The sequence below is a fragment of the Psychrobacter sp. W2-37-MNA-CIBAN-0211 genome, assembly GCF_040309405.1.
In the GTDB taxonomy this organism is placed as follows: domain Bacteria; phylum Pseudomonadota; class Gammaproteobacteria; order Pseudomonadales; family Moraxellaceae; genus Psychrobacter; species Psychrobacter glaciei.
The window spans coordinates 128,690-148,114 of record NZ_JBEOOU010000006.1; the positions used below are offsets into that span (position 1 = coordinate 128,690).

Here is a 19,425-nt window from a genome sequence, read left to right on the forward strand (position 1 = left end):
ATAGCGGCAGTCAGACACCTGATTGTCGGCTATCTACATAAGCCATCAAGTATGCCCTTTTAAAGCATTTGATGGCTTTAAATTTAATAGCGTCTCCAAAATCAATCAAGTTAATGATTTAGAATCACAGATGTCATATTAAAAAAGCATATTTCAACTGTATTAGAATAAGGATTTACACCCCATGGCCGCAACGTTTAGCTTAATCGGTACCATCGAGCCTTTTTTACATTGCAATCTCAAAAAAGGCGACTCGATCTATTGTGAAGCCAATGCGATGGTCATGATGGAATCTAATCTTGAGCTTAAAGGTAAGTTGCAAGGTGGCCTCATGCAATCATTGATGCGCCGTTTTGCGAACGATGAATCATTGTTTCAGCAGCAGATTGAAGCGGTGAATGGTGAAGGCGATTGTTTACTTGCGCCAACCTTAGATGGTGATATGCAAATCATTGATGTCGGTAATCAGCAATATACCTTGAGCGATGGCGCTTTCGTCGCTGCACAAACGGGTGTCGATATCAGAGCCAATATTCAACGTAACCTTGGCGGCGCAGTGTTTGGTGATACTGGTGGCTTTATGGTTATGCAGACGCAAGGTCAAGGTCAGGTCGTGGTATCTGGCTTTGGCTCGTTGTTTGAGATTGATGTCACCCCAGAAAAAGACGTCATCATCGATAATGGTCATGTGGTCTGTTGGGACTCGAATCTTGAATACAAGCTGTCGGTCTCAACCAGTAAGAAGAAAGGTATCATGAGCAGCATCATCAATTCAGTCACTAGTGGCGAAGGCATGGTGTTGAACTTCTCAGGCAATGGTAAAGTCATTATCTGCTCACGCAATCGTGACAGCTATCAAGGCTGGCTACAAAGTATCTTGGGCAGTAGCTCCGGAGGTCGTGGCGGCGGTGGTGGTTTTTTAGATAATATCTTATAACTTAATTTTTCAAGACAATTTTACTCACAATTTATCACCCACAATTATTATAATATCATGTACAAAAATCTGATTAGTAAGGAAAATGAGTGCAAGTACTACGCCTTGTAGACTAAGCGAGTTTGACACAGCTAATCGTATTTTTTGAGAGTGATATAAGGATTTTATCATGGCAGTTAGTTTACAGAAGGGACAAAAAATATCCCTAAGCAAAGAAGCCGGCGGCGATCTGACTCAAGTAAAATTGGGTCTAGGTTGGGACGTGGCACAAGGACCGCAAGAGAAAAAAGGTGGCTTCTTAGGCAAATTATTTGGCGGCGGTAGTGGCGGCGATTCTATCGATTTGGATGCTTCGTGCATCATGTTCGATAGCAACAAGCAAGCAGTCGATGCCATTTGGTTCAGCCAGCTCAAATCAAAAGATGGCAGCATCGTACACACAGGCGACAATCGCACGGGTGATGGTGATGGCGATGACGAAGTTATCAACGTCGATCTTTCAAGAATCCCTGCTAATGTCGTCTCTCTGGTATTTACCGTCAATAGCTTTACCGGACAGACCTTTGAGACAGTAGAAAACGCCTTTTGCCGTATCGTAAATGCCAATAATAACCAAGAGGTCGCGCGCTATAACTTATCAGCGCAAGGCAGTCATACAGCGATGGTAATGGCAAAAGTCTATCGTCATAATAACGAATGGAAAATGCATGCCATTGGCGAAACTGCCTCAGGTCGTACTTTCCATGATTTGATGCCTGCTATTACGCCACATGCTTAATGGCTTATAAAGTCTAAATAGTTTTTGCTCGTAACGCTTGAAAATCAGCATTTTAAAACGTTAACGCTCAAAAGCAATCAGCCCGTCTATTTATAATAGACGGGCTGATTTTTTGTATTAAGGGGTGCTATTCAAGCACTTACTTACTACCACGTTTCCAGCTAAAGCCCCAATTAAAGGCTTTATCCATTTCTTGATGGCCTTTAAAGTATTGATTGATACGTTCAACGTTGATACTGCCTTGTTGATTGACCAAACGCGCAATGGCACACATTGGCAAGTTGCCTGTACCTTCTGTTAAGCGCGTCTCAATCGGCGACTGATCGGGCACATGAATGGTCACTACCCCATCCGTTTTTGCCCAGTTCGGCGCACCTTCGTAGATGAAGGCAAAGATAAATACTTCCTCAATTTGCGACCACTGCTGACCATTGATATCGAGCCACTCACCGCCACTCACTTGTCCTGTCCTATCGTCGGCGCGCAGACAAACGTAAGGTGCTGATTGCAAACTACCAAAGCGATTGCCTAAAGCTTGAATCAGGGTTTTTTCGCCATTTTTTAGATGAATCATCGCCCCTACGTCAAGGTCAATACCGCCCGCTTTATGCTGCTTGAACAGATCACCCAACAAGCCTTTTTTCGGTGCTTGCTTATCCATATCTGGACGTTGGTTCCAGTTTAGGTTGACAGAGATTTTGCCAAAGTCATCGCGTTTCTTAAGATTGATACTGGATTGATTTTTGGTTAAGGTGATTTTGCTCAAATTGATAGCAGGATTGGCTGGAATAGGTGGCGGCGTGCTTGCTTGAGAGGCACTGCCCGCCTTTTGCGTATTGATTGGACGTTGAGTATTGATAGGTTGAGCCTGACCCTGTGACTGGTTTTGAGCCTGATTGTTGTTTTGAGATGGCGGCTGAGCTGGTGCTTCATCGGCGATTTCAACACCGAAATGCTCAGACAACGGCTTCAGACCGCCTTCAAAACCTTGGGCAATAAATCGAAACTTCCAGCTGCCCTGCCGACGATAGCATTCTGCAAGGATAATGGCTTTTTCATTACGCCCAGCACTGCTAAGCTGACAAGTCATCAGCACTTGACTGCCTTGCAATACTTGGATATCAACATCACCGATTTGCGCCAAGGCTTGCGCGCTAGAAAATGCCAAGGCAATTTTATCAATATTCGCCGGTTGCGCTGCTAAATTAATATCAAAAAATCCGTCACTATCGTGACCTCGGAAGCTGACATTGCCGTCATCACTACGCGTCTGCCCATAAAATATCATATCGCCATCACCGCGCACTTTACCGTCAGTGGTCAGACGATAAGCAGCACAATCGATGGCATTTTGACTTAAAATGCGAATACTAATATTGTCCGTCGGTAGTGGCGCATTGGCACCAGCAATCAGTTTTTGAAGTTGGTTCTGGCTCATCATATGTCCTTTGAGTTATTTATTATATTAGCGTTTCTTATGTTCACTATCGTCGTATAGTAGCATGGATAATGTCAGATTTTTAATCAGCACACTAAGGCGTGCTCTCAATTCAATCGATGGTCATCGAAATGGGCTAAAAATAGTTAAATCTTGCCAAACAATGTCAAATATAGTCAAGGAATTTTAGAATCGCTACAAGGCGACCGACCGCAGGTAGTACACTGAATACATCTAGGACGGATAACACCGTAGCGGTTTAAAAGTGCTCTGACTATAGCTAACTAATATCTCGATATCATCTGCGTTATTTTCCTTGTCTGACTGCAACTTATCTCATTTTTATCGCCATTTTTTAAATGAGGACACGCCCTAGAGCGTAGCATTTCTATATAATAGACTTTGCTATAAGCGACGGCGCAGCGTGGCTTTTTTGGCAACGGATGAGTATTGACCATCTTGACAAGAAACGTGCGACAATCACACCCGGTTATCTAATACCTATAACACTTACCTATAACATTGATAATAATGCTGAGAGAATTATGAGTAACCTTGCTAACGATAGCCTTTCTATGACCCCCGTTGCCGCTTGGTTGGCAGAAGGTCAGTCTAGCCAGCGTGATATGTTAGCCAGCCTGCAAGCCCTAAAAACACAAGCGCACTCGCCCTTTAATGTTATAGCGTCACACCGCCATGACAGACCTGAAATTTTTGAGTTTGCCGACAGCACATATATTGAGCCATCCAAAACCCTACTCGACAGTAATGAGCAAATCATACCTGAACCCGTCACACCGCGCTGGCAATTTGTCTTAGAGCAAGCCAAACAACACAACGTAAAAGTATTGCTGACTGGTCGTAATGGTATCGACTATGAAGCGCAGCGTGAGGCATTTAGTGCCGCTGGCATTCGATTATTGACAGGAGCAACCAGCGTCGCAGCATTAGAGTGTATCGATGATAAATTTGCCTTTATGCAGCAGTGCCATGCCCATAACATTCCGGTGGCAGACGCTTGGCGCTTTGACAATACTGCTGAGCTTGAAGCTTTACTTAGCGAGCATGGTCATCAGCCTTTATGCGTCAAACCGGTCACTGGTATTTTTGCACAAGGCTTTTGGCGGCTGGATCTGGCCAAAGACGATGGCGTGCATTACGATAGCTTTGAGCATTTATACTTTACCGAAGAGAAAAAAATCAATACCGCGCAGTTTGTGAATGCCTATACTCATAGCCAAATGGTACATGAGCGCCCTATTCCGATGCTGCTGATGCCTTACTTATCAGGGCAAGAGTATTCTATCGATGTTGTCTGTGAATATGGTGAAGTATTGGCAGCCGTTACTCGTCATAAAACTGGCAAAATCCAGCATGTCGGCTACGAGCAGGACGTTATGGATGTGGTGATTCCATTAATTAAAGCCTTTGGTTGCGATGGTATCGTCAGCGTACAGACCAAGGCAGATGATGACGGTCAACACCGTGTCCTTGAGATTAATAGTCGCCCTTCTGGCGGCATCGGTTATACAGCGCATAGCGGTATCGATCTCACACAAGTCGGATTTGCTTATTGGCTAGGATTAACGGCAAAGCCACAGTTAGAGGACATTGCTCAAAAAATTAAGCCTTGTCAGGTGCGCTCGCTGATGATGAGTGTCAAAATTGAAGAGACAGACGCTGAGTAACTTACTAAGTGAGGATATAGTCATTCCACTATAAAAGTATTACAGCGTTAACCTCGCTTGAAGTATCACATATACATCTACACTCGGTTGCCTTGTACTACTTTTAAATTGAATCGACTATAGGCCTCATTGACTATAAGCCTAATTGATAGTCAAGATCGTCAAGCACAAAAAAGGTTTTTAGATAGCAATCTAAAAACCTTTTTTACTGTTTACATCATACATTAACGATGAAAAACAACGGCTGAGAATTACTCGCCAAATACTAGTGTTGCTTTCTTAGGGGCATTCTTAGATGCAAGAACCCACAACAAGCTCAATACGATCGCTGAGCCAATAAAAATAATGATCGCTGAAGAGATTGCACTATCATGCGTATAACTCATAGACATCATATGGTTAGTAGCATCCATCTCCATAGCCGCCATACCAGTATAGTGCATACCACAAACGGCAAGACCCATAATGAACGCACTACCGAAACGCTGTAAGGTACCGCGTAGGTTAAATGCCAACCATAATGCCGCGATAGCAGCTACAATGGCAATAATCACTGAGGTGATCAGAAGTGGAATATTGTATGACATCGTAGCTTCCATCTGCATTGAAGCCATACCAGTATAGTGCATGGCTGCAACGCCAAGTCCAGTCAAGACACCACCGCCAATCAGTTTACTCATGCTAGACGCACCGCGCCCTACGATCATGATACCAATAGCCACAAAACCAACAGCAAGCAGCATCGAAACAATTGTCATGCCCAGATTATAGGTAACTGGCATTTTCATATCGACTGCCATCATACCAATATAATGCATTGACCAAATAGCACCACCAATGGCAATCGAAGATAGCGCGACCCAAAAATATAGGTCTGATCCTGGCTTAGCAGATGGCACTCGAATGGCAAGATTTAGACCCACATAAGAGCCGAACACTGCGATGGCATATGAAACCAACACCAAAAGCAGGTTATATTCAACTTCAATCATTTTTTCGCCTTTTGTATTTAATGAGAATTGAGCCTTTTAGCGTAGACTTGAATAAGCCCTTACACACCATGCGCTCACTATTGTTTTATATAGACATTGAGTCGTCTATGATTAATTTTGTTTACCCGATGGTAAATTCACAAATATTGGTACTACCAGCACCGCAGCTGGTTTCCTCAACTTGGACTGTCTCTATAGCAGGATTACTCGCCAAAAATCCTTCGATATAACCGATGACAAAATGACATCCTGAATGATTGCTGTCTGATGACTTACAGAATGGACATTTAATTAAAGAAACCACGTTATTCTTCGCTTTGACCTTACAAAACCCTTTCAAGGCTGGTACGAGTTCTCGGCTGATTGTCGTTGGCATTTTTAGTGGACTACCAAGTGAATAATCACGTTGATAAATACCACCGCCAACCTTTCGTCCTAACTGATGCAGTGCAGCGGCACGCTGATCGCTAGGCAAGCTAACCTCGTATTGGCTGACGATATCTGTTATTTTGGGGTATTGAGCACCAATAGCGGCTAACGTCGTTTTTTCATCCTCGCCTGTTTGCACAGGTGCTGATGATGAGATACCTTCTTCATCAATTTCGAGTTTAAACAAGGTACAACCATCAATAGAGGACAAGTCGTCGATCAAATCCGCTTGCGTCTTAGCGCCTATACTTCTCGCAATGACATGAATGATGTTGCCACCACTGCCTGATGATTCTTGTCTCTGGGAGACGAGCTGATAACCTGCTTTGATAAGTGGTGAAATAACATTAACCAAACGAATGCGTTCAGAAGACGTCTCTAATGCACAAGAAAATTTCAAAAGTCATTCCTTTTCTAAAATACTGCTAAGCTTTTATACCAAACCATTTGTATAAATCAGACAGCGAGCTTCTATCTCGTTAACTGTTATGTCGTATAAATATGATGGGAAGGCAATATGTAAAATTCTTTTCTAACTATGCGATTAAACATAGAGTGACTAAACCGTCTTACTTGTAATAACTGATAAATTTATAAGCATAGTTATCAAACACAGCATTACTCGCAGCTATGCAATTCTTAGCTTTTTGTATATTTAAAAATAAAAAGTGAGCGCTAAAATAAGACAGGAACGGTGGTCTCAGATACGGGGTTACTTTTGAAATCTCTTTACGAGCAGCAGGCTACAGTAAAGTTTCTAAACAGTAATGAATTTTTATCGCATTATCACGATATTCTTATGGTCTAGCAATACTTCACAAGCCATTGTCCGATAGGTGGTGACATTATCCGATAGATGGCTCAAGGCATAATACAGAATATAAGTTTACTAATTTATAGACATCTTATTTCTTTAAAGCCATGATTTGGATAAGGTTTTACTCAACTCAATAGAGTTTCTATCGAATCATATTAAAACTATGTGACGTTATTAATAGATTTTCTTTAGCTTCTATCATTCTTATTAATAGCGAAAGCTTGTCAGTAAAACATTGTGACGAGTACACGTTTTTTACTTTAAACTGACGCTATGCTTTTCACTTACTATTTACCCCATAGCATATTCATTTTTCTAAAATCACTGATATAACATCTGAGTTAAACTCTTAGCATAGCTAAATATGGTTTCTATCGCAGTCATACGAATAAAGCCTCCGCGCGAGTACGACTACACGAAAATATCAATTAGGATACATACGATGACAGCACAGACCACATTAGTGTTAGGCGCAAACACAGTGATCACTCAAGAACGCTGTACTGTTGAATTTACGACCTCAGATTCGCTTAGGTTTGGGCAGCAACTTGGACTATTATGGCTACCTCTAAATGAGCAGCGCAAAGCGGTCTGTAGTCCCGCCTATTTGCACGAGCCTAAAGACTGGGCAAAGCTGGACAATAGCGATACGCCACGCGAATGGCAGCTTGATTTACCTGATTTATTTGATGTGCAAGGGGTTAGCTTCTTACAACTAATCGCTTATACTTATCAAGAGCCAACACTTAATTTACCCGCTGTCGAATTACACAAGGTAAGTTTGACGTTAAACGGTGGCGCTATTCACTATGACTTCATAGCAAGCGAGCGCCATGTCAAAGCCGCTATCGTGTTTGAGATTTACAAACGCAATGGGCAATTTAAATGCCGAGCGCTCGGTGAAAGCTCGACCCAAGGACTGGCAAGCCTTGAGCAACGAGTACAAGTCAGTCTAGATATTCGTCCGCCAGATACTCATGCGCTCATTCAAGAGGCGCAGCAGCAGCAGCGTAATTCTCCCAATAGTGACACTCGCACGCCTCGCCAAGTTCAAGCTGGTGAAACATGGACAGGTACGGCTTTTGCGATTGATGAGTATCACCTGCTGACTTGTTATCATGTCATTGAATCGGCGGCGATGATTGGTGTACGCCAGCAAGGTCAGCCTGACCGTGAGGCGCAAGTGGTACTCAGTGATGTCGGTAGCGATTCAGCCATTATTAGAGTGAGCGACCCTTTACCTTGCCACCTGCCATTGGCGCAGCAGTGTTCGGATATTTTGGGCGAGACTATCACCACTTTGGGCTTCCCGCTATCAGGACTGAGTAGTCAACTACAAGTCACGCAGGGCTGTATTTCAGGACTAACAGGCTTAAGCGATGACATTCGTTACATGCAATTTACCGCACCAATTCAGCCCGGCTCTAGTGGCAGTCCACTGTTACTGCCAACAGGCGAGGTAATCGGCATGGTGACTGCCAGCCTCGTCCATGAGCATGCACAAAATATGAACTATGCGGTAAAATTTCAGTTATTATCTGCCCTACTTGCGAGCGCTGGTATCAATTTGGATAGCGCTGCTCACGGATCTAACGCCACAACTGCTCCACTGACTACCCCGCAACTCAGTAAACAAAGTCGCGGGGCGCTTTGGCTGGTGGGCTGTCAAGGTTAAGAAACAATGAAAAATATAAAGTAATTAGTTTAAAAAAATATATTAAGGAATATGAATGCCAGCTAAGCTCCATAATATTGCCGTGCTTATCGATGCCGATAATGCCTCGGCAAATAATATTGGCTATATTTTGCAAAAGATAGAGACGTTTGGACGTATCACTTGCAAGAACATTTATGGTGACTGGGGTAATGCTCATATTAAAAGCTGGCAGGACGCAATGCTAAGATATGCCATCAATCCTATGCAACAATTTGCTTATGCTAAAGGTAAGAATGCTACTGATATTGGCATGGTCATCGAGGCAATGGACTTGCTCTACAGTGATGTTTACGACGGCTTCTGCCTGATTTCAAGTGACAGTGACTTTACTTCATTAGCACTACGTATACGCAAAAATGGTGTCAAAGTATTTGGCTTTGGTAAACATAGCACTGTCATTGCTTTCACTCAAGCTTGTGATGAGTTCTACTATGTAGAAACACTGTCAGCAATTACGCTACAAACGAAAAGTAAAGCTGAAGAAAAACTCGTTAAATCGAATAATCCAAATACCTCTAAAAACCTCACTAGTAATACAACAATGCGATGGACGACAGAGAGTCTGCAAACGCAGACACATTTCATCACTATATTAAATAAAGTTATTCAGAACAATCCTAACTCCAATAAAGGTTGGTCGCATTTATCTTATATTGCTGGTCAACTCAAACAACATCATCAAAATGTCAAATTAGATAAATACGGCTATGCAAAGTTTTCGGACTTGATTAGAGCAATAGCATTGTATGACGTATACACTGTGAATAAAGTGCTTTCTATTAAACTAAAAGATGATAGATTGCCAATCTCAACTGCTGAGTCAAGCTCTAATACCATATCAGTGTGGGATGAAAATCGTCTAAAATGTGATACCAAGCTAATCAACAGCTTACGCGCTTCTATCATTGACCACCCTAAAGCAGAAGATGGCCACTGGGTGAACTTTGCTTTGGTAGGCAGTGGAATAAAGAAAAATTACTCTTCTTTTGATCCCAAGTATTATGGATATTCTAAACTTGCCGATATTATTAATAAAATTGATTTATTTGAAACAAAGTTTATAAACTCCACACTATATGTACGTGATAAGAATTACTCAAAGATAAGTGTACAATCGAATGCAAGTACTATAGATAAAGATATGGACAATACTAAATCTTATCCAGTTTTTATGAATTCTAACATTGAAGTATCTTTACGAAGTCCAGGTTCCGCACATGTAGATTACATCGCTTTCAGATTGACCAATGAAAACGTAGTTAGAGGTGACCAAGATATGGTTTTCTATGGTCAGAACGAGAGTCCTGATGCTAGTCTTATACTCAAAGACCTTCAATTAGCACCTTCTTCACGAGCAACTTACTTTAGCTGTAAGCTTGCAGAGCAAGATAAACAAATCACTCAGATAGTTTTCGTTGCCACCGCACAAGATAGTAACTTAAAGTCCGCCCATCCAATAAAAGTCAGCATTAGAAACTCTAAAAAAATTATATATGAAGGAGAGTTTGGTACAAACTTAAAAAGTGCTCAAACTCGTAAGCTTTTTGTCTTAGTTAAAAAAAGCAATGAATGGCATATGCACCCTCAAAACAGCGTTATAAAAGGCGATTTACGATTTTTATGCGAAAAATATGGAGTAGAACTAAGCGATGATTGATATTGAAAATAATATGACGGCTAATAATATGTATAAACACAGCATCACCCTACCACGCGGCACCCTTGATCTGACCTATAAGATTAATTCTGCAACTCATAATAATAACTTAGAAAAAAACGATAGCTATCAATTAAAAGACTTGCTTGGCTTTGCTCAGCGCATTAATCCCAAACGTGCATTTTTATTTGTCTCAAAAGTGCTAGGTCGCCATATTCCAGTCGCGCCCAGTACCATGCGACATGCTTTTACGGATTTGGCAAACTTAGTGCCTAATAAATTGCCAACGCCAATTCTGGTCATTGGTATGGCAGAGACCGCTGTTGGTCTATCTGCTGGTGTCCATCAAGCATTACAAACGCGCTATTCTCAAGCGCTACTATTGAACTCTACTCGTCATGCACAACATGATGAAAGTAGTGATGCTAATGGTGCCAATTCTTTACTGACGACTTTTTGTGAAGACCACAGTCATGCTAGCCAGCATTTGATTTATCAAAGCTCTGATAAGGTCACTCAAGAGCAGTTACTTGCTAGTAAAACGCTGATTATGGTCGATGATGAGGCATCAACGGGTAATACATGCGTCAATGTCGTCACTGCCCTACGCAATGCAGGGCTGACACAATTAAAGCAAGTACATCTCACCACTTTGGTGGATTGGTCATTAGATCAAGAAAACACAAACAAGCAGACAGAGGATGCCAAGCCTGCGCGGATGGCGGATCGTTTGACGGGTATTGAATTTCATCGTCATCACTTATTGTCTGGCGCATGGCAATGGACAGATGCACCCAATCCTGAACCCATCACTATGCCATCAGTTGATACCACTGCTGCTGGTAGTCAAGCGCTTGGTCATACGGGCAACTGGGGGCGTTTTCCAACGCTAGACAGTACAGAGGGGTTTGATAAGTATCTTTCAAGTTTTCAGGCTGCATTTGCACGATTTAATGACCAAGAAAGCTTTAATGATCAAAAAATCTTTGATGTTACTCAGTTGCCAAAAAGAATCTTGGTATTGGGCAGCAATGAGTTTGTTTGGTTGCCATTTTTATTGGCGGAATGGCTTGAGGCAGCGTCTCAAAAGTCAGATTCAGACACAGATGCTATCGTTAAATTTAGTGCGTTGACCCGCTCACCGATTGCGCTTGGTGGTGCGATTACGACGATGCTGAGCTTTGGCGATAATTATGGGCTTGGTATGACCAATTTTGCTTATAATGTTGAGCCTAGTGATTGGGACTTGATCGTATTGTGTGTGGAAACCTCAAGCAATAGTGTTGATGACCTGTGGCAAAATTTAGATAATGTACTGGTGGTGAGTCCTACGCTGTAAGTTATTCAATGATTTTTAAACCCATGATTTACGGACATTTCTATGACTACGCCATTTTTCCAAGCCAATCCCGACATTATTAAACCTTACGCACTTATGGATTTGGACGATACCTTATTTCAAACCCAGCGTAAAATCGACGCATGGGATTTGCCCACTACTGAACCTGAAAATTTGGTCTGCGCCACGGTCAATAAGCAAGGCGAACCGTTAAGCTTTATGAGTCAGCGCCAAGCCTCGCTCTTTAATTGGCTATTGGCTAGTACCGAATTGATAGTAGTGACGGCACGTGACCGTGATGAAATCAAACGTGTTAAATTGCCTTTTTACAGTTGGCAAGTCTTAACCCATGGCGCGATTATTTTAACGGCTGAGGGTGAGTTGTTAAGCGCATGGCAGCAGTATATGCATGAGCAGCTTGCACCATTACAAGGCAAACTAAAGCAGTTGACTGACTTGATTGGTAATCATAATCAAGAAGACGTTGGGGCTAATAATGGCTTAAAACTTACCCCACATAGCGATGTTTTTATTGACAGTGAACTCACTATTTATTTGGCGATTAAACACGCGCAAAAAGATCATCAAGCATTAGCTGATTTAGCCAAGCAGCTACCCACACTCATACCAAATTTTGATCAAGATTTTTATGTCCATGTGAATGCCAATAACTTAGCGATACTGCCGCATGCGGTTCACAAGCGCCATGCAGTACAGTTTTTATTAGAGAATTATTTAGACAGCCAGCGCCCCAGTTTTGGTTTTGGTGATAGCTTAGCCGACTTGCCTTTTCTACAGCTATTGGACTGGTACGGTATGCCCAACCATGGTCAGCTACATGACCATCTTAGTTCTCAACAATTATAACAACAGTAGCTTATACGAGTAAAAGACCTTCTATGACTAACCTTTATATTCAAAAACTAGAGAAATACGGCTCAGGCAGCTATCTTGCCAGCGATGTGACCGTGCTGCTCGATATTGTCGATAAAGACGCGGTCGCTGATGTACCTGTTAGCCAAAAAGAAGCGCTGATCCAAAGTGGGCAACGGCACTATTCAGATATGCTGACCTTAGAGGTCGCGCCAACTGCGATGCATGAGCAGCTATATTCTCAGGCGCTAAAGCAAGGCACAACGAGGACTGCGACTGATATTGCCAACTTGGCTTACACATTGCACAATACTTTTGAGCAAGCGGTTAACGCTGAACGCCCATTAGTATTGGTCAGCTTGGTGCGAGCTGGTTTGCCGATTGGGGTATTATTGCAGCGTGCTTTAACAGATATCGATAGCAGCTACACATTGCCATGTGTGCATTATGGCATCAGCATCATTCGAGATCGCGGGCTTGATCCAGTCGCTTTGCAAATGCTGCTGGATGCTTATCCAAACAGTCCGATAGTATTCGTCGATGGCTGGACAGGAAAAGGTGCCATTTATCAAGAATTGGCGCGGAGTCTTGAAGCCTTTAGCGACCCTAGTCATGCACATTTTGCCAATATTTTTCATCAAAGCACTTTTGGTCAAGATACTTTTGATCAAAGCACTTCTGATCAAGGTACTGTCAATAACACTACCGTCATACCCCTCTTAACACTCGCTGATCCCGCTGGTGTTGCTTGGCTGTCGGCTAGTGAAGAAGATTGGTTGATACCATCGGGACTGCTAAACAGTACCGTCTCGGGTTTGATTTCGCGTAGCTTATATACCGAGCCGCAATCAGGTCTCCATCGCAGCGTCTTTTATGATAATTTGGTCGCGGTAGATCATAGCTTAGCATTTATCAATCATATTGATGCGGCACGGCGTTCATTGAGCACACCCCCACAGTGCTTGCCAACCTACCAGCAGCCGCGCTACCAAACTGCTGAATTAATCAATAAGCTGGCAGCGGACTACGCTATCACCAATCGTAACCGTATTAAGCCAACGATTGCGGAGGCAACACGGGCGATATTGCGCCGTGACCCTGAGCGCATCCTATTAGCCACTGCTGAGCATCCTGATACTGTATTGTTGCGACATTTATGTGCGCAGCGAAATATCAATATCAGTGTATTAGGTGATAAAATACTACCCTATCAAGCCATCACTCTTATCAAGCAGCGTAGCAAAGACAGTTGAATCAACGATATAAGCTGTCTGTTATGACCATGTATAACCACTCATTTATCACTATTTACGATGCCAATTATGTCAAACAACGAATCAAACCTTTATAACTATACTCAGTCTTATGCGCATCTCATCACTGAACGGCATGTGATGGTCAAGCCCAGTACTCATCATCCGTATCAGCTAGGTGCAAGCCTTTATATGCCTGCTACTCGCCAAGATATTTGGCAAGTTATTAAGCGTGATAAATTACCAACGATTAATAGTATTATTATCTGCCTAGAAGATGCCGTTAGTCACAGCGATGTCGAGCTGGCACTGACACGACTGCAAACCCTGCTCAATACTTGGGCGATACACGTCGATAGTATCAATGATCCATCAAGAGAATCTGGCATTCAATCAGAGCAGCAGTCAGATCAGCAATCAGAGCAAAAAAACCAGCATCCGACGCGTCCACTGGTCTTTATACGTCCGCGCAATCCGATGATGTTGCAACAACTGGCAGACTATACTCATATAGATCTTATCGACGGCTTCGTCATGCCCAAAGTCGATATGTATAGCTTATCCGACTGGCGGATGGCCTGTCAGAATCTCAGCATCGATCAGTTGCTCATGCCCACGCTTGAGACCGCTGCGCTATTTAACCCGCATCACAATCAAGAACTGGCCATTGGTTTTAAAGAAGCCTTTAGCCAGCCAGTCTTTGCTCTACGTATCGGCGGCAATGACTTGTTTGCCGCGCTGCGCTTGCGCCGTCCGAAAAACAGTATTGTCTATGACACCCCTATCGGTACTCTTGTTTATCAGCTGCTTGGCTGCTTTGTGCCGCATGGCTTTTACCTCACTGCGCCGGTCTTTGAGTATTTAGATCAGCCAACGCTGTTTATGCAAGAGCTGACCCGAGATGTCAGCTTGGGCTTAGTCGGTAAAACAGTCATCCATCCTAGCCAAATCGCTTTAGTCCAACAGGCCTACTGTGTGCCGATGAGCACGTTAGATGAGGCACAAGCCATATTGCATAGCGAAGCCAAAGCGGTGTTTAAATACAACAACACCATGCTAGAGCCTGCCACGCATCGTGCATGGGCAACCGAAATCGTCAATCGTGCCGACGTATTCGGCACCATCAATGATGGTCATAGTGACTATGCATCGCGACTGTAGCTTTAGCTACACATCACGCCTAGAGCTCTAGCTTAGTTAGCATTAAAACCAAAGACACCGTTATCAAATCAATGATAACGGCGTCTTTATTATTATGAGTTAGCAGTATTTATCATACACAGCTCGTCAAAAAATGACTGAGCACTTTATTGACCTGTTCAGGCTCTTCTACCGTTGAAGTATGTCCAGAGCCTTTTATTATCGCAAGCTTAGAGCCATCGATGGCGAAGTGCATACGCTCAGCTTTGTCGTAAGGAGTAGCGACATCCTCATCACCAACGATGATTAAAGTAGGCGTCGTGATGCTATCAAGCTGATCATAGACAGCGTCACGTTCGATGACTCCCATCGTGGCTTTGACGACGCCACCTTTGCGATTACCGTTGAGCATCGCCAACCATTCTTTTTGATCGGTTTTACGGGCTTTGTCTGTCAAAAAAGTGCTGCCAAACATAATAGGCATGACTTTTTTACTCACCCTTTTCATACCCAACCAACGAATAGCCGTAATGAGCTTTTTGTAGCCAGGAATATTATCAGGGTCTTCAGCATCAGCCGAAGTATCTATTAGGGTTAATGAGTTTAGCAGCTCTGGTTTTTTGATAGCGATGCGTTGTCCAACGAAGCCGCCCATCGATAGACCGACATAATGACAGCTGTCTATATCGAGCGCTGCTAGTAGACCAATAGCATCATCTGCCAAGGTGTCCATGTCGTAGCCGTCTTTGGTAATTTGCGACTGACCTTGTCCGCGAAAGTCAAAAGCGATGCAGCGATAGCTGTCCTGAAAATGCTCAACTTGTTTGTCATAGATTCTAGTGTTCCAAAGTAGCCCGTGAGCAAAGACCATGACTGGTTTTTGCGTATCGTTTGGGGCGCTATCTTCGTAATAGATATTGGCGTTATTGATTTTTATCTTTGGCATAACAACTTCCTTGTGTAATCGATTAAAAAATTAATGTTCAACAGACCCTAAGCATATGACTGTCTTTTCTTTTTAGCCCTGTCTTTCTAACACTTTACTTTTTCCACTGTTCTTTTAGCATAATTCACCAGCCACTCAGTTAATAGTCTTATTTCTGAATGGGCCGTTTTTATCGGGGCCTCCTAAGGAATTAGCACAGCGAGATAAATTAAACCACACTGTCGATTTGTCCTAAGCGCCCACAAAACCTGCTTTTATAATCATAGCAAGCTGCTATAGTAATCAATAGTGAATTATTTGTTACAAAACCTGCTCAGCTTCTATTTTGAATCCTCTATTACCCAGCTAATTTAACTAAGGAAAGCCAAGATGTCACCATCTCTAGTCGAGTATCAAAGCGAAAATCATATCGCTACCATCACCATGAACGATCCTAAGACCCTGAACGCCTTTAGCACGCCATTAAAAAACGCAATGATAGATGCGCTTGATAAAGCGGATAAAGACGCAGACGTACGCGTGATTGTGCTACAAGGGTCAAACAATAACTTTTCTAGTGGTGGTCATATCGGTGAAATGCTAGAGAACGGTATGGAGTCTGAGGCATTAGTCGCAAAGCTTGATTTTATGCTACGTGAAGTCGCTGAAGTGAGTTTAAAACTGCGTAATATTCATAAGCCAATTATTGCTAAATTGGAAGGTGCGGTCGCTGGTGCAGGCATGAATCTGGCACTGACTTGCGATTTCCGTATCGCCGCTGACAATGCAAAATTCGTCCAAGCCTTTGTCAATATCGGTCTGATTCCAGATGCTGGTGGTATTTATCTACTAAATCAATTAATCGGTGCTGCCAAGACCACTGAGCTGGTGATGCTAGGTGATAAGCTCAAAGCAGACGATGTGGCACGTTTAGACTTAGTAAATAGTGTCGTCAGCGCAGATGAATTAGACGCAAGCGTGCAGGCTCTTGCCACTCGTTTGAGTCAATTACCGGGTAAAGCATTGGCATCAATGAAACATATGATCAATGTTCACGCTTTTTCTGGATTAAACGAAGCGCTTGATATGGAAGTTGAACAACAAAACATGATGGCAGTCACGGATGACTTTAAAGAAGGCATTACCGCTTTTATGGAAAAGCGCAAGCCAGTTTATCAGGGAAAATAACTGGGTAATAGGCTGTTCAATTTGGCGGCTGAACCTATTCTTAACCAGATAATTCACTATTCATAGCATCAAAAAAAGGGCTGCCAATATGGTAGCCCTTTTTTCGTTTATATCTGTGGTTAAGAAGCAGATGCTGACTTATAGTGATAAGGTAAGGTAAATACCTTGTCAAAAATAAAGGTAAACACAAAATTATAAATCAAGAAAAATACGAGTAAAGCGGCTTCCATTATAAATGCTTGGAGCAAACCAACCTGATACCAAAACATATATAACGGCAAACAGATCAAAACCAAACCGATTTCAAATATCAATGCATGGACACTACGAATCAGTAGCGTGCGCTCTGCTATCTGCCTGCGCTCCTCCCAAGTCTCAAAAGCGGTGTTGTATACAAAGTTCCAAATGATTGCAGCCAGAGATACCATCATTGCAACGGGTAGAGAGTCTGCTGCATCGCTATTGCTTAGTTTCATCAATACAAAGGTAGAGGAAATAATTGCGATAATCTCAAACACAATCACGTAGACGATACGACGTTTGAGTGGGGATAAAGTAATCAACCAAGACTCCAAAGCACCTAAGTGCATATCAAAGTATCGGTCCGTCCCGAGAAAAAAAGATAGATTCAGTGCAGAGCCACGGTTTCCGCCTGCCCTTATATTATACAGAAGATAAACTAGTCAACACTATCTTTCGCCTGACTTTCATAGTGCAGTGTAGTTAACTCAGAAGTTAGATGATCATCTAAAAAAAGCTTTAAAATTAATCTCATAGCTACCTTTGTATGTAAAACAATTTGAGTTTCACTATTGTTAAATTTTATTTTATTCCGGAGCGAAGGATAACTTTTGCAGAATGCAATAATAGTTGGATGAGGTATGTTGTTCTTAATAACTGGTGAATGCTCAACAATTCTACTTAACTTTCTAGCTAATGAATTGTCTCCTTCAATTAGATCTTCATAATAACTTACATTCTCGATACAACCAAAAGCAGTGAGCGACGCACATGCAGACAGGGCTTTTTCTCGAATAACTTGCTTATAGCCTGCATGTTGCTCAATAAAATTTATATTAGTTACTACTATATTTCCATCTACTTGAATAGCTTGAAAATTATTATTAATTAATAATAATGGATTATCAATTTTTCTTAGTCTATTGTCTATCACACTTACTATAAATCTTTTTTTGCCAAGAATTTCAGTTGGATATATATGGTTATATATTTGCATTTTTTTGCCTGCAGCATCAACATCTACGACTAATGCACGTATATTTTTAAGATCGTTCTCTAAGTCTAGAACATCATAGTTATCACCATGATTTTCATTCAATTCAACAAAGCAAGCTAATTCTCCTCCAATCTCCATGTCTAACTTGCAAACTACATTTCTTCTATCATCACATTCGGAAAGATTTTTTAAAATGACGTCTTCACCAAATAAATTACTCTCCTTTATAGAAACTTCCATATGCTCTTTTAAAGTCTTAGTAAGATTACCGTCAAAGCTAACCCTTTTGATAACGAAGCTACCGTCAATTTTGATAATAGCATATAAGTTCAGCGTACAATTTTCTACAGAAAAAACATCATTTAATCTAGTTCTTAAGTCCTCTAAAGTGTAACCATCTTCCATTTAACTATCTCACCTTACCAATATAAACGTTATCAGTTATTCTGATATAAGATACATGATTGCCATTAATTATACTATCTTTAGATAGTATAATTATCGACTTAATTTCATTACCTCTAAATTCCGCTTCTATTTTATAGATTGAATAACCCAATATAGCCAATGAAGGATTGGAAAAATACATATCTGTTTTAGCGTACATATATCCTATTACAACTAATAAGGTTACAAAAAGTATTTGATATCTATAGCTATTAAAATCAAAAGCGACTAAAGGAATTATATATGTGACTAAAAATATTAGATGTTCATAACTGTCATTACTTATTGATTTTACTATAAATGGTGGATGATTATTGGCTCCTAATTTATAATTTAGTTTGAATATTAATAAAAGAGAGTATAGAAATAGCACTAAATTAACTATGCTAAATAAGTGATTTGAAAACAATTCGCTTGTTCCCACAAAACTACACTCGTTACTCCAACAGACTGGTAAAGTCAGAAAGAATACGAATAAAAAAAGCATTGATAATGAAATTAAATACAACTCATACTTTTTCACTGTTTCCTCCACCCACACTATTTTAAATCTATTGTATAGAAAAACCT

17 protein-coding genes are annotated in these 19,425 nt (G+C 41.7%); 10 read left to right on the plus strand and 7 right to left on the minus strand.

Annotated elements, in window-relative coordinates; translation table 11 throughout:
* Positions 1-184 precede the first annotated feature (184 nt).
* Together AAEY72_RS08175 and AAEY72_RS08180 are read left to right on the plus strand one after the other, a co-directional pair.
* On the plus strand, positions 185-937 hold the full coding sequence (locus AAEY72_RS08175; protein WP_189584490.1) for a TIGR00266 family protein: 753 nt from the start codon (positions 185-187) through the stop codon (positions 935-937).
* Positions 938-1,106: 169 nt separating this feature from the next.
* Complete coding sequence (locus AAEY72_RS08180) at positions 1,107-1,715, plus strand: TerD family protein (protein WP_010199561.1); 609 nt, start codon at positions 1,107-1,109, stop codon at positions 1,713-1,715.
* A 139-nt stretch (positions 1,716-1,854) separates the two neighbouring features.
* Here the strand turns inward: AAEY72_RS08180 and AAEY72_RS08185 are convergent, their stop codons facing one another.
* Positions 1,855-3,153, minus strand: coding sequence for a TerD family protein (locus AAEY72_RS08185; protein WP_352310159.1), 1,299 nt, complete (start codon positions 3,151-3,153; stop codon positions 1,855-1,857).
* A 545-nt stretch (positions 3,154-3,698) separates the two neighbouring features.
* Between AAEY72_RS08185 and AAEY72_RS08190 the strand changes: the two genes are divergently transcribed.
* Complete coding sequence (locus AAEY72_RS08190; RefSeq protein WP_352310160.1) at positions 3,699-4,841, plus strand: ATP-grasp domain-containing protein; 1,143 nt, start codon at positions 3,699-3,701, stop codon at positions 4,839-4,841.
* Positions 4,842-5,092: 251 nt separating this feature from the next.
* Here AAEY72_RS08190 and AAEY72_RS08195 read toward each other — a convergent pair whose 3' ends face one another.
* Both AAEY72_RS08195 and AAEY72_RS08200 read right to left on the minus strand, forming a co-directional pair.
* Positions 5,093-5,833 (minus strand): MHYT domain-containing protein, encoded by a 741-nt coding sequence (locus AAEY72_RS08195; protein ID WP_352310161.1) that lies wholly within the window; start codon positions 5,831-5,833, stop codon positions 5,093-5,095.
* A gap of 121 nt (positions 5,834-5,954) precedes the next feature.
* A complete protein-coding gene (locus AAEY72_RS08200; protein ID WP_352310162.1) occupies positions 5,955-6,662 on the minus strand; it encodes a hypothetical protein in 708 nt (235 codons plus the stop codon).
* Positions 6,663-7,521: 859 nt separating this feature from the next.
* Between AAEY72_RS08200 and AAEY72_RS08205 the strand changes: the two genes are divergently transcribed.
* The 6 genes from AAEY72_RS08205 to AAEY72_RS08230 all read left to right on the plus strand — a co-directional run bounded on the left by AAEY72_RS08205 (position 7,522) and on the right by AAEY72_RS08230 (position 15,079).
* Entirely contained in the window at positions 7,522-8,754 is a 1,233-nt protein-coding gene (locus AAEY72_RS08205; RefSeq protein WP_352310163.1) for a S1 family peptidase, read from the plus strand.
* Between the two features lie 55 nt (positions 8,755-8,809).
* Positions 8,810-10,453 carry an NYN domain-containing protein gene (locus tag AAEY72_RS08210; RefSeq protein ID WP_352310164.1) on the plus strand — a complete coding sequence of 548 codons (1,644 nt, stop codon included), beginning with the start codon at positions 8,810-8,812 and terminating at the stop codon, positions 10,451-10,453.
* Entirely contained in the window at positions 10,446-11,792 is a 1,347-nt protein-coding gene (locus AAEY72_RS08215) for a phosphoribosyltransferase domain-containing protein (RefSeq protein WP_352310165.1), read from the plus strand. Before AAEY72_RS08210 ends, AAEY72_RS08215 begins: the two co-directional genes overlap by 8 nt.
* A gap of 42 nt (positions 11,793-11,834) precedes the next feature.
* A complete protein-coding gene (locus tag AAEY72_RS08220) occupies positions 11,835-12,659 on the plus strand; it encodes an HAD hydrolase family protein (protein WP_352310166.1) in 825 nt (274 codons plus the stop codon).
* 32 nt (positions 12,660-12,691) lie between these two features.
* Positions 12,692-13,918, plus strand: a complete 1,227-nt coding sequence (locus tag AAEY72_RS08225; RefSeq protein ID WP_194620087.1) for a cysteine protease StiP domain-containing protein — start codon at positions 12,692-12,694, stop codon at positions 13,916-13,918.
* A 69-nt stretch (positions 13,919-13,987) separates the two neighbouring features.
* Entirely contained in the window at positions 13,988-15,079 is a 1,092-nt protein-coding gene (locus tag AAEY72_RS08230; protein ID WP_194620089.1) for an HpcH/HpaI aldolase/citrate lyase family protein, read from the plus strand.
* 112 nt (positions 15,080-15,191) lie between these two features.
* Here the strand turns inward: AAEY72_RS08230 and AAEY72_RS08235 are convergent, their stop codons facing one another.
* Positions 15,192-16,004, minus strand: a complete 813-nt coding sequence (locus AAEY72_RS08235) for an alpha/beta fold hydrolase (protein ID WP_194620091.1) — start codon at positions 16,002-16,004, stop codon at positions 15,192-15,194.
* 369 nt (positions 16,005-16,373) lie between these two features.
* On the opposite strand from AAEY72_RS08235, the gene AAEY72_RS08240 reads away from it, so the two are divergent.
* A complete protein-coding gene (locus tag AAEY72_RS08240) occupies positions 16,374-17,171 on the plus strand; it encodes an enoyl-CoA hydratase/isomerase family protein (protein WP_240215857.1) in 798 nt (265 codons plus the stop codon).
* A 119-nt stretch (positions 17,172-17,290) separates the two neighbouring features.
* Here AAEY72_RS08240 and AAEY72_RS08245 read toward each other — a convergent pair whose 3' ends face one another.
* The 3 genes from AAEY72_RS08245 to kwaA form a co-directional block, all read right to left on the minus strand.
* Positions 17,291-17,734 (minus strand): PACE efflux transporter, encoded by a 444-nt coding sequence (locus AAEY72_RS08245; RefSeq protein WP_194620095.1) that lies wholly within the window; start codon positions 17,732-17,734, stop codon positions 17,291-17,293.
* A 116-nt stretch (positions 17,735-17,850) separates the two neighbouring features.
* Positions 17,851-18,813: an anti-phage protein KwaB gene (kwaB, locus tag AAEY72_RS08250; RefSeq protein ID WP_352310167.1), complete on the minus strand. Its 963-nt coding sequence runs from the start codon at positions 18,811-18,813 to the stop codon at positions 17,851-17,853.
* A 4-nt stretch (positions 18,814-18,817) separates the two neighbouring features.
* Entirely contained in the window at positions 18,818-19,396 is a 579-nt protein-coding gene (gene kwaA, locus AAEY72_RS08255) for an anti-phage protein KwaA (RefSeq protein WP_352310168.1), read from the minus strand.
* Positions 19,397-19,425 lie beyond the last annotated feature (29 nt).

Bases quoted from the DNA above. Each gene is read 5' to 3' on its own strand.
- AAEY72_RS08175 (WP_189584490.1), top strand. From the start codon at position 185: ATGGCCGCAACGTTTAGCTTAATCGGTACCATCGAGCCTTTTTTACAT.
- AAEY72_RS08180 (WP_010199561.1), top strand. From the start codon at position 1,107: ATGGCAGTTAGTTTACAGAAGGGACAAAAAATATCCCTAAGCAAAGAA.
- AAEY72_RS08185 (WP_352310159.1), bottom strand. From the start codon at position 3,153: ATGAGCCAGAACCAACTTCAAAAACTGATTGCTGGTGCCAATGCGCCA.
- AAEY72_RS08190 (WP_352310160.1), top strand. From the start codon at position 3,699: ATGAGTAACCTTGCTAACGATAGCCTTTCTATGACCCCCGTTGCCGCT.
- AAEY72_RS08195 (WP_352310161.1), bottom strand. From the start codon at position 5,833: ATGATTGAAGTTGAATATAACCTGCTTTTGGTGTTGGTTTCATATGCC.
- AAEY72_RS08205 (WP_352310163.1), top strand. From the start codon at position 7,522: ATGACAGCACAGACCACATTAGTGTTAGGCGCAAACACAGTGATCACT.
- AAEY72_RS08210 (WP_352310164.1), top strand. From the start codon at position 8,810: ATGCCAGCTAAGCTCCATAATATTGCCGTGCTTATCGATGCCGATAAT.
- AAEY72_RS08215 (WP_352310165.1), top strand. From the start codon at position 10,446: ATGATTGATATTGAAAATAATATGACGGCTAATAATATGTATAAACAC.
- AAEY72_RS08220 (WP_352310166.1), top strand. From the start codon at position 11,835: ATGACTACGCCATTTTTCCAAGCCAATCCCGACATTATTAAACCTTAC.
- AAEY72_RS08225 (WP_194620087.1), top strand. From the start codon at position 12,692: ATGACTAACCTTTATATTCAAAAACTAGAGAAATACGGCTCAGGCAGC.
- AAEY72_RS08230 (WP_194620089.1), top strand. From the start codon at position 13,988: ATGTCAAACAACGAATCAAACCTTTATAACTATACTCAGTCTTATGCG.
- AAEY72_RS08235 (WP_194620091.1), bottom strand. From the start codon at position 16,004: ATGCCAAAGATAAAAATCAATAACGCCAATATCTATTACGAAGATAGC.
- AAEY72_RS08240 (WP_240215857.1), top strand. From the start codon at position 16,374: ATGTCACCATCTCTAGTCGAGTATCAAAGCGAAAATCATATCGCTACC.
- kwaB (WP_352310167.1), bottom strand. From the start codon at position 18,813: ATGGAAGATGGTTACACTTTAGAGGACTTAAGAACTAGATTAAATGAT.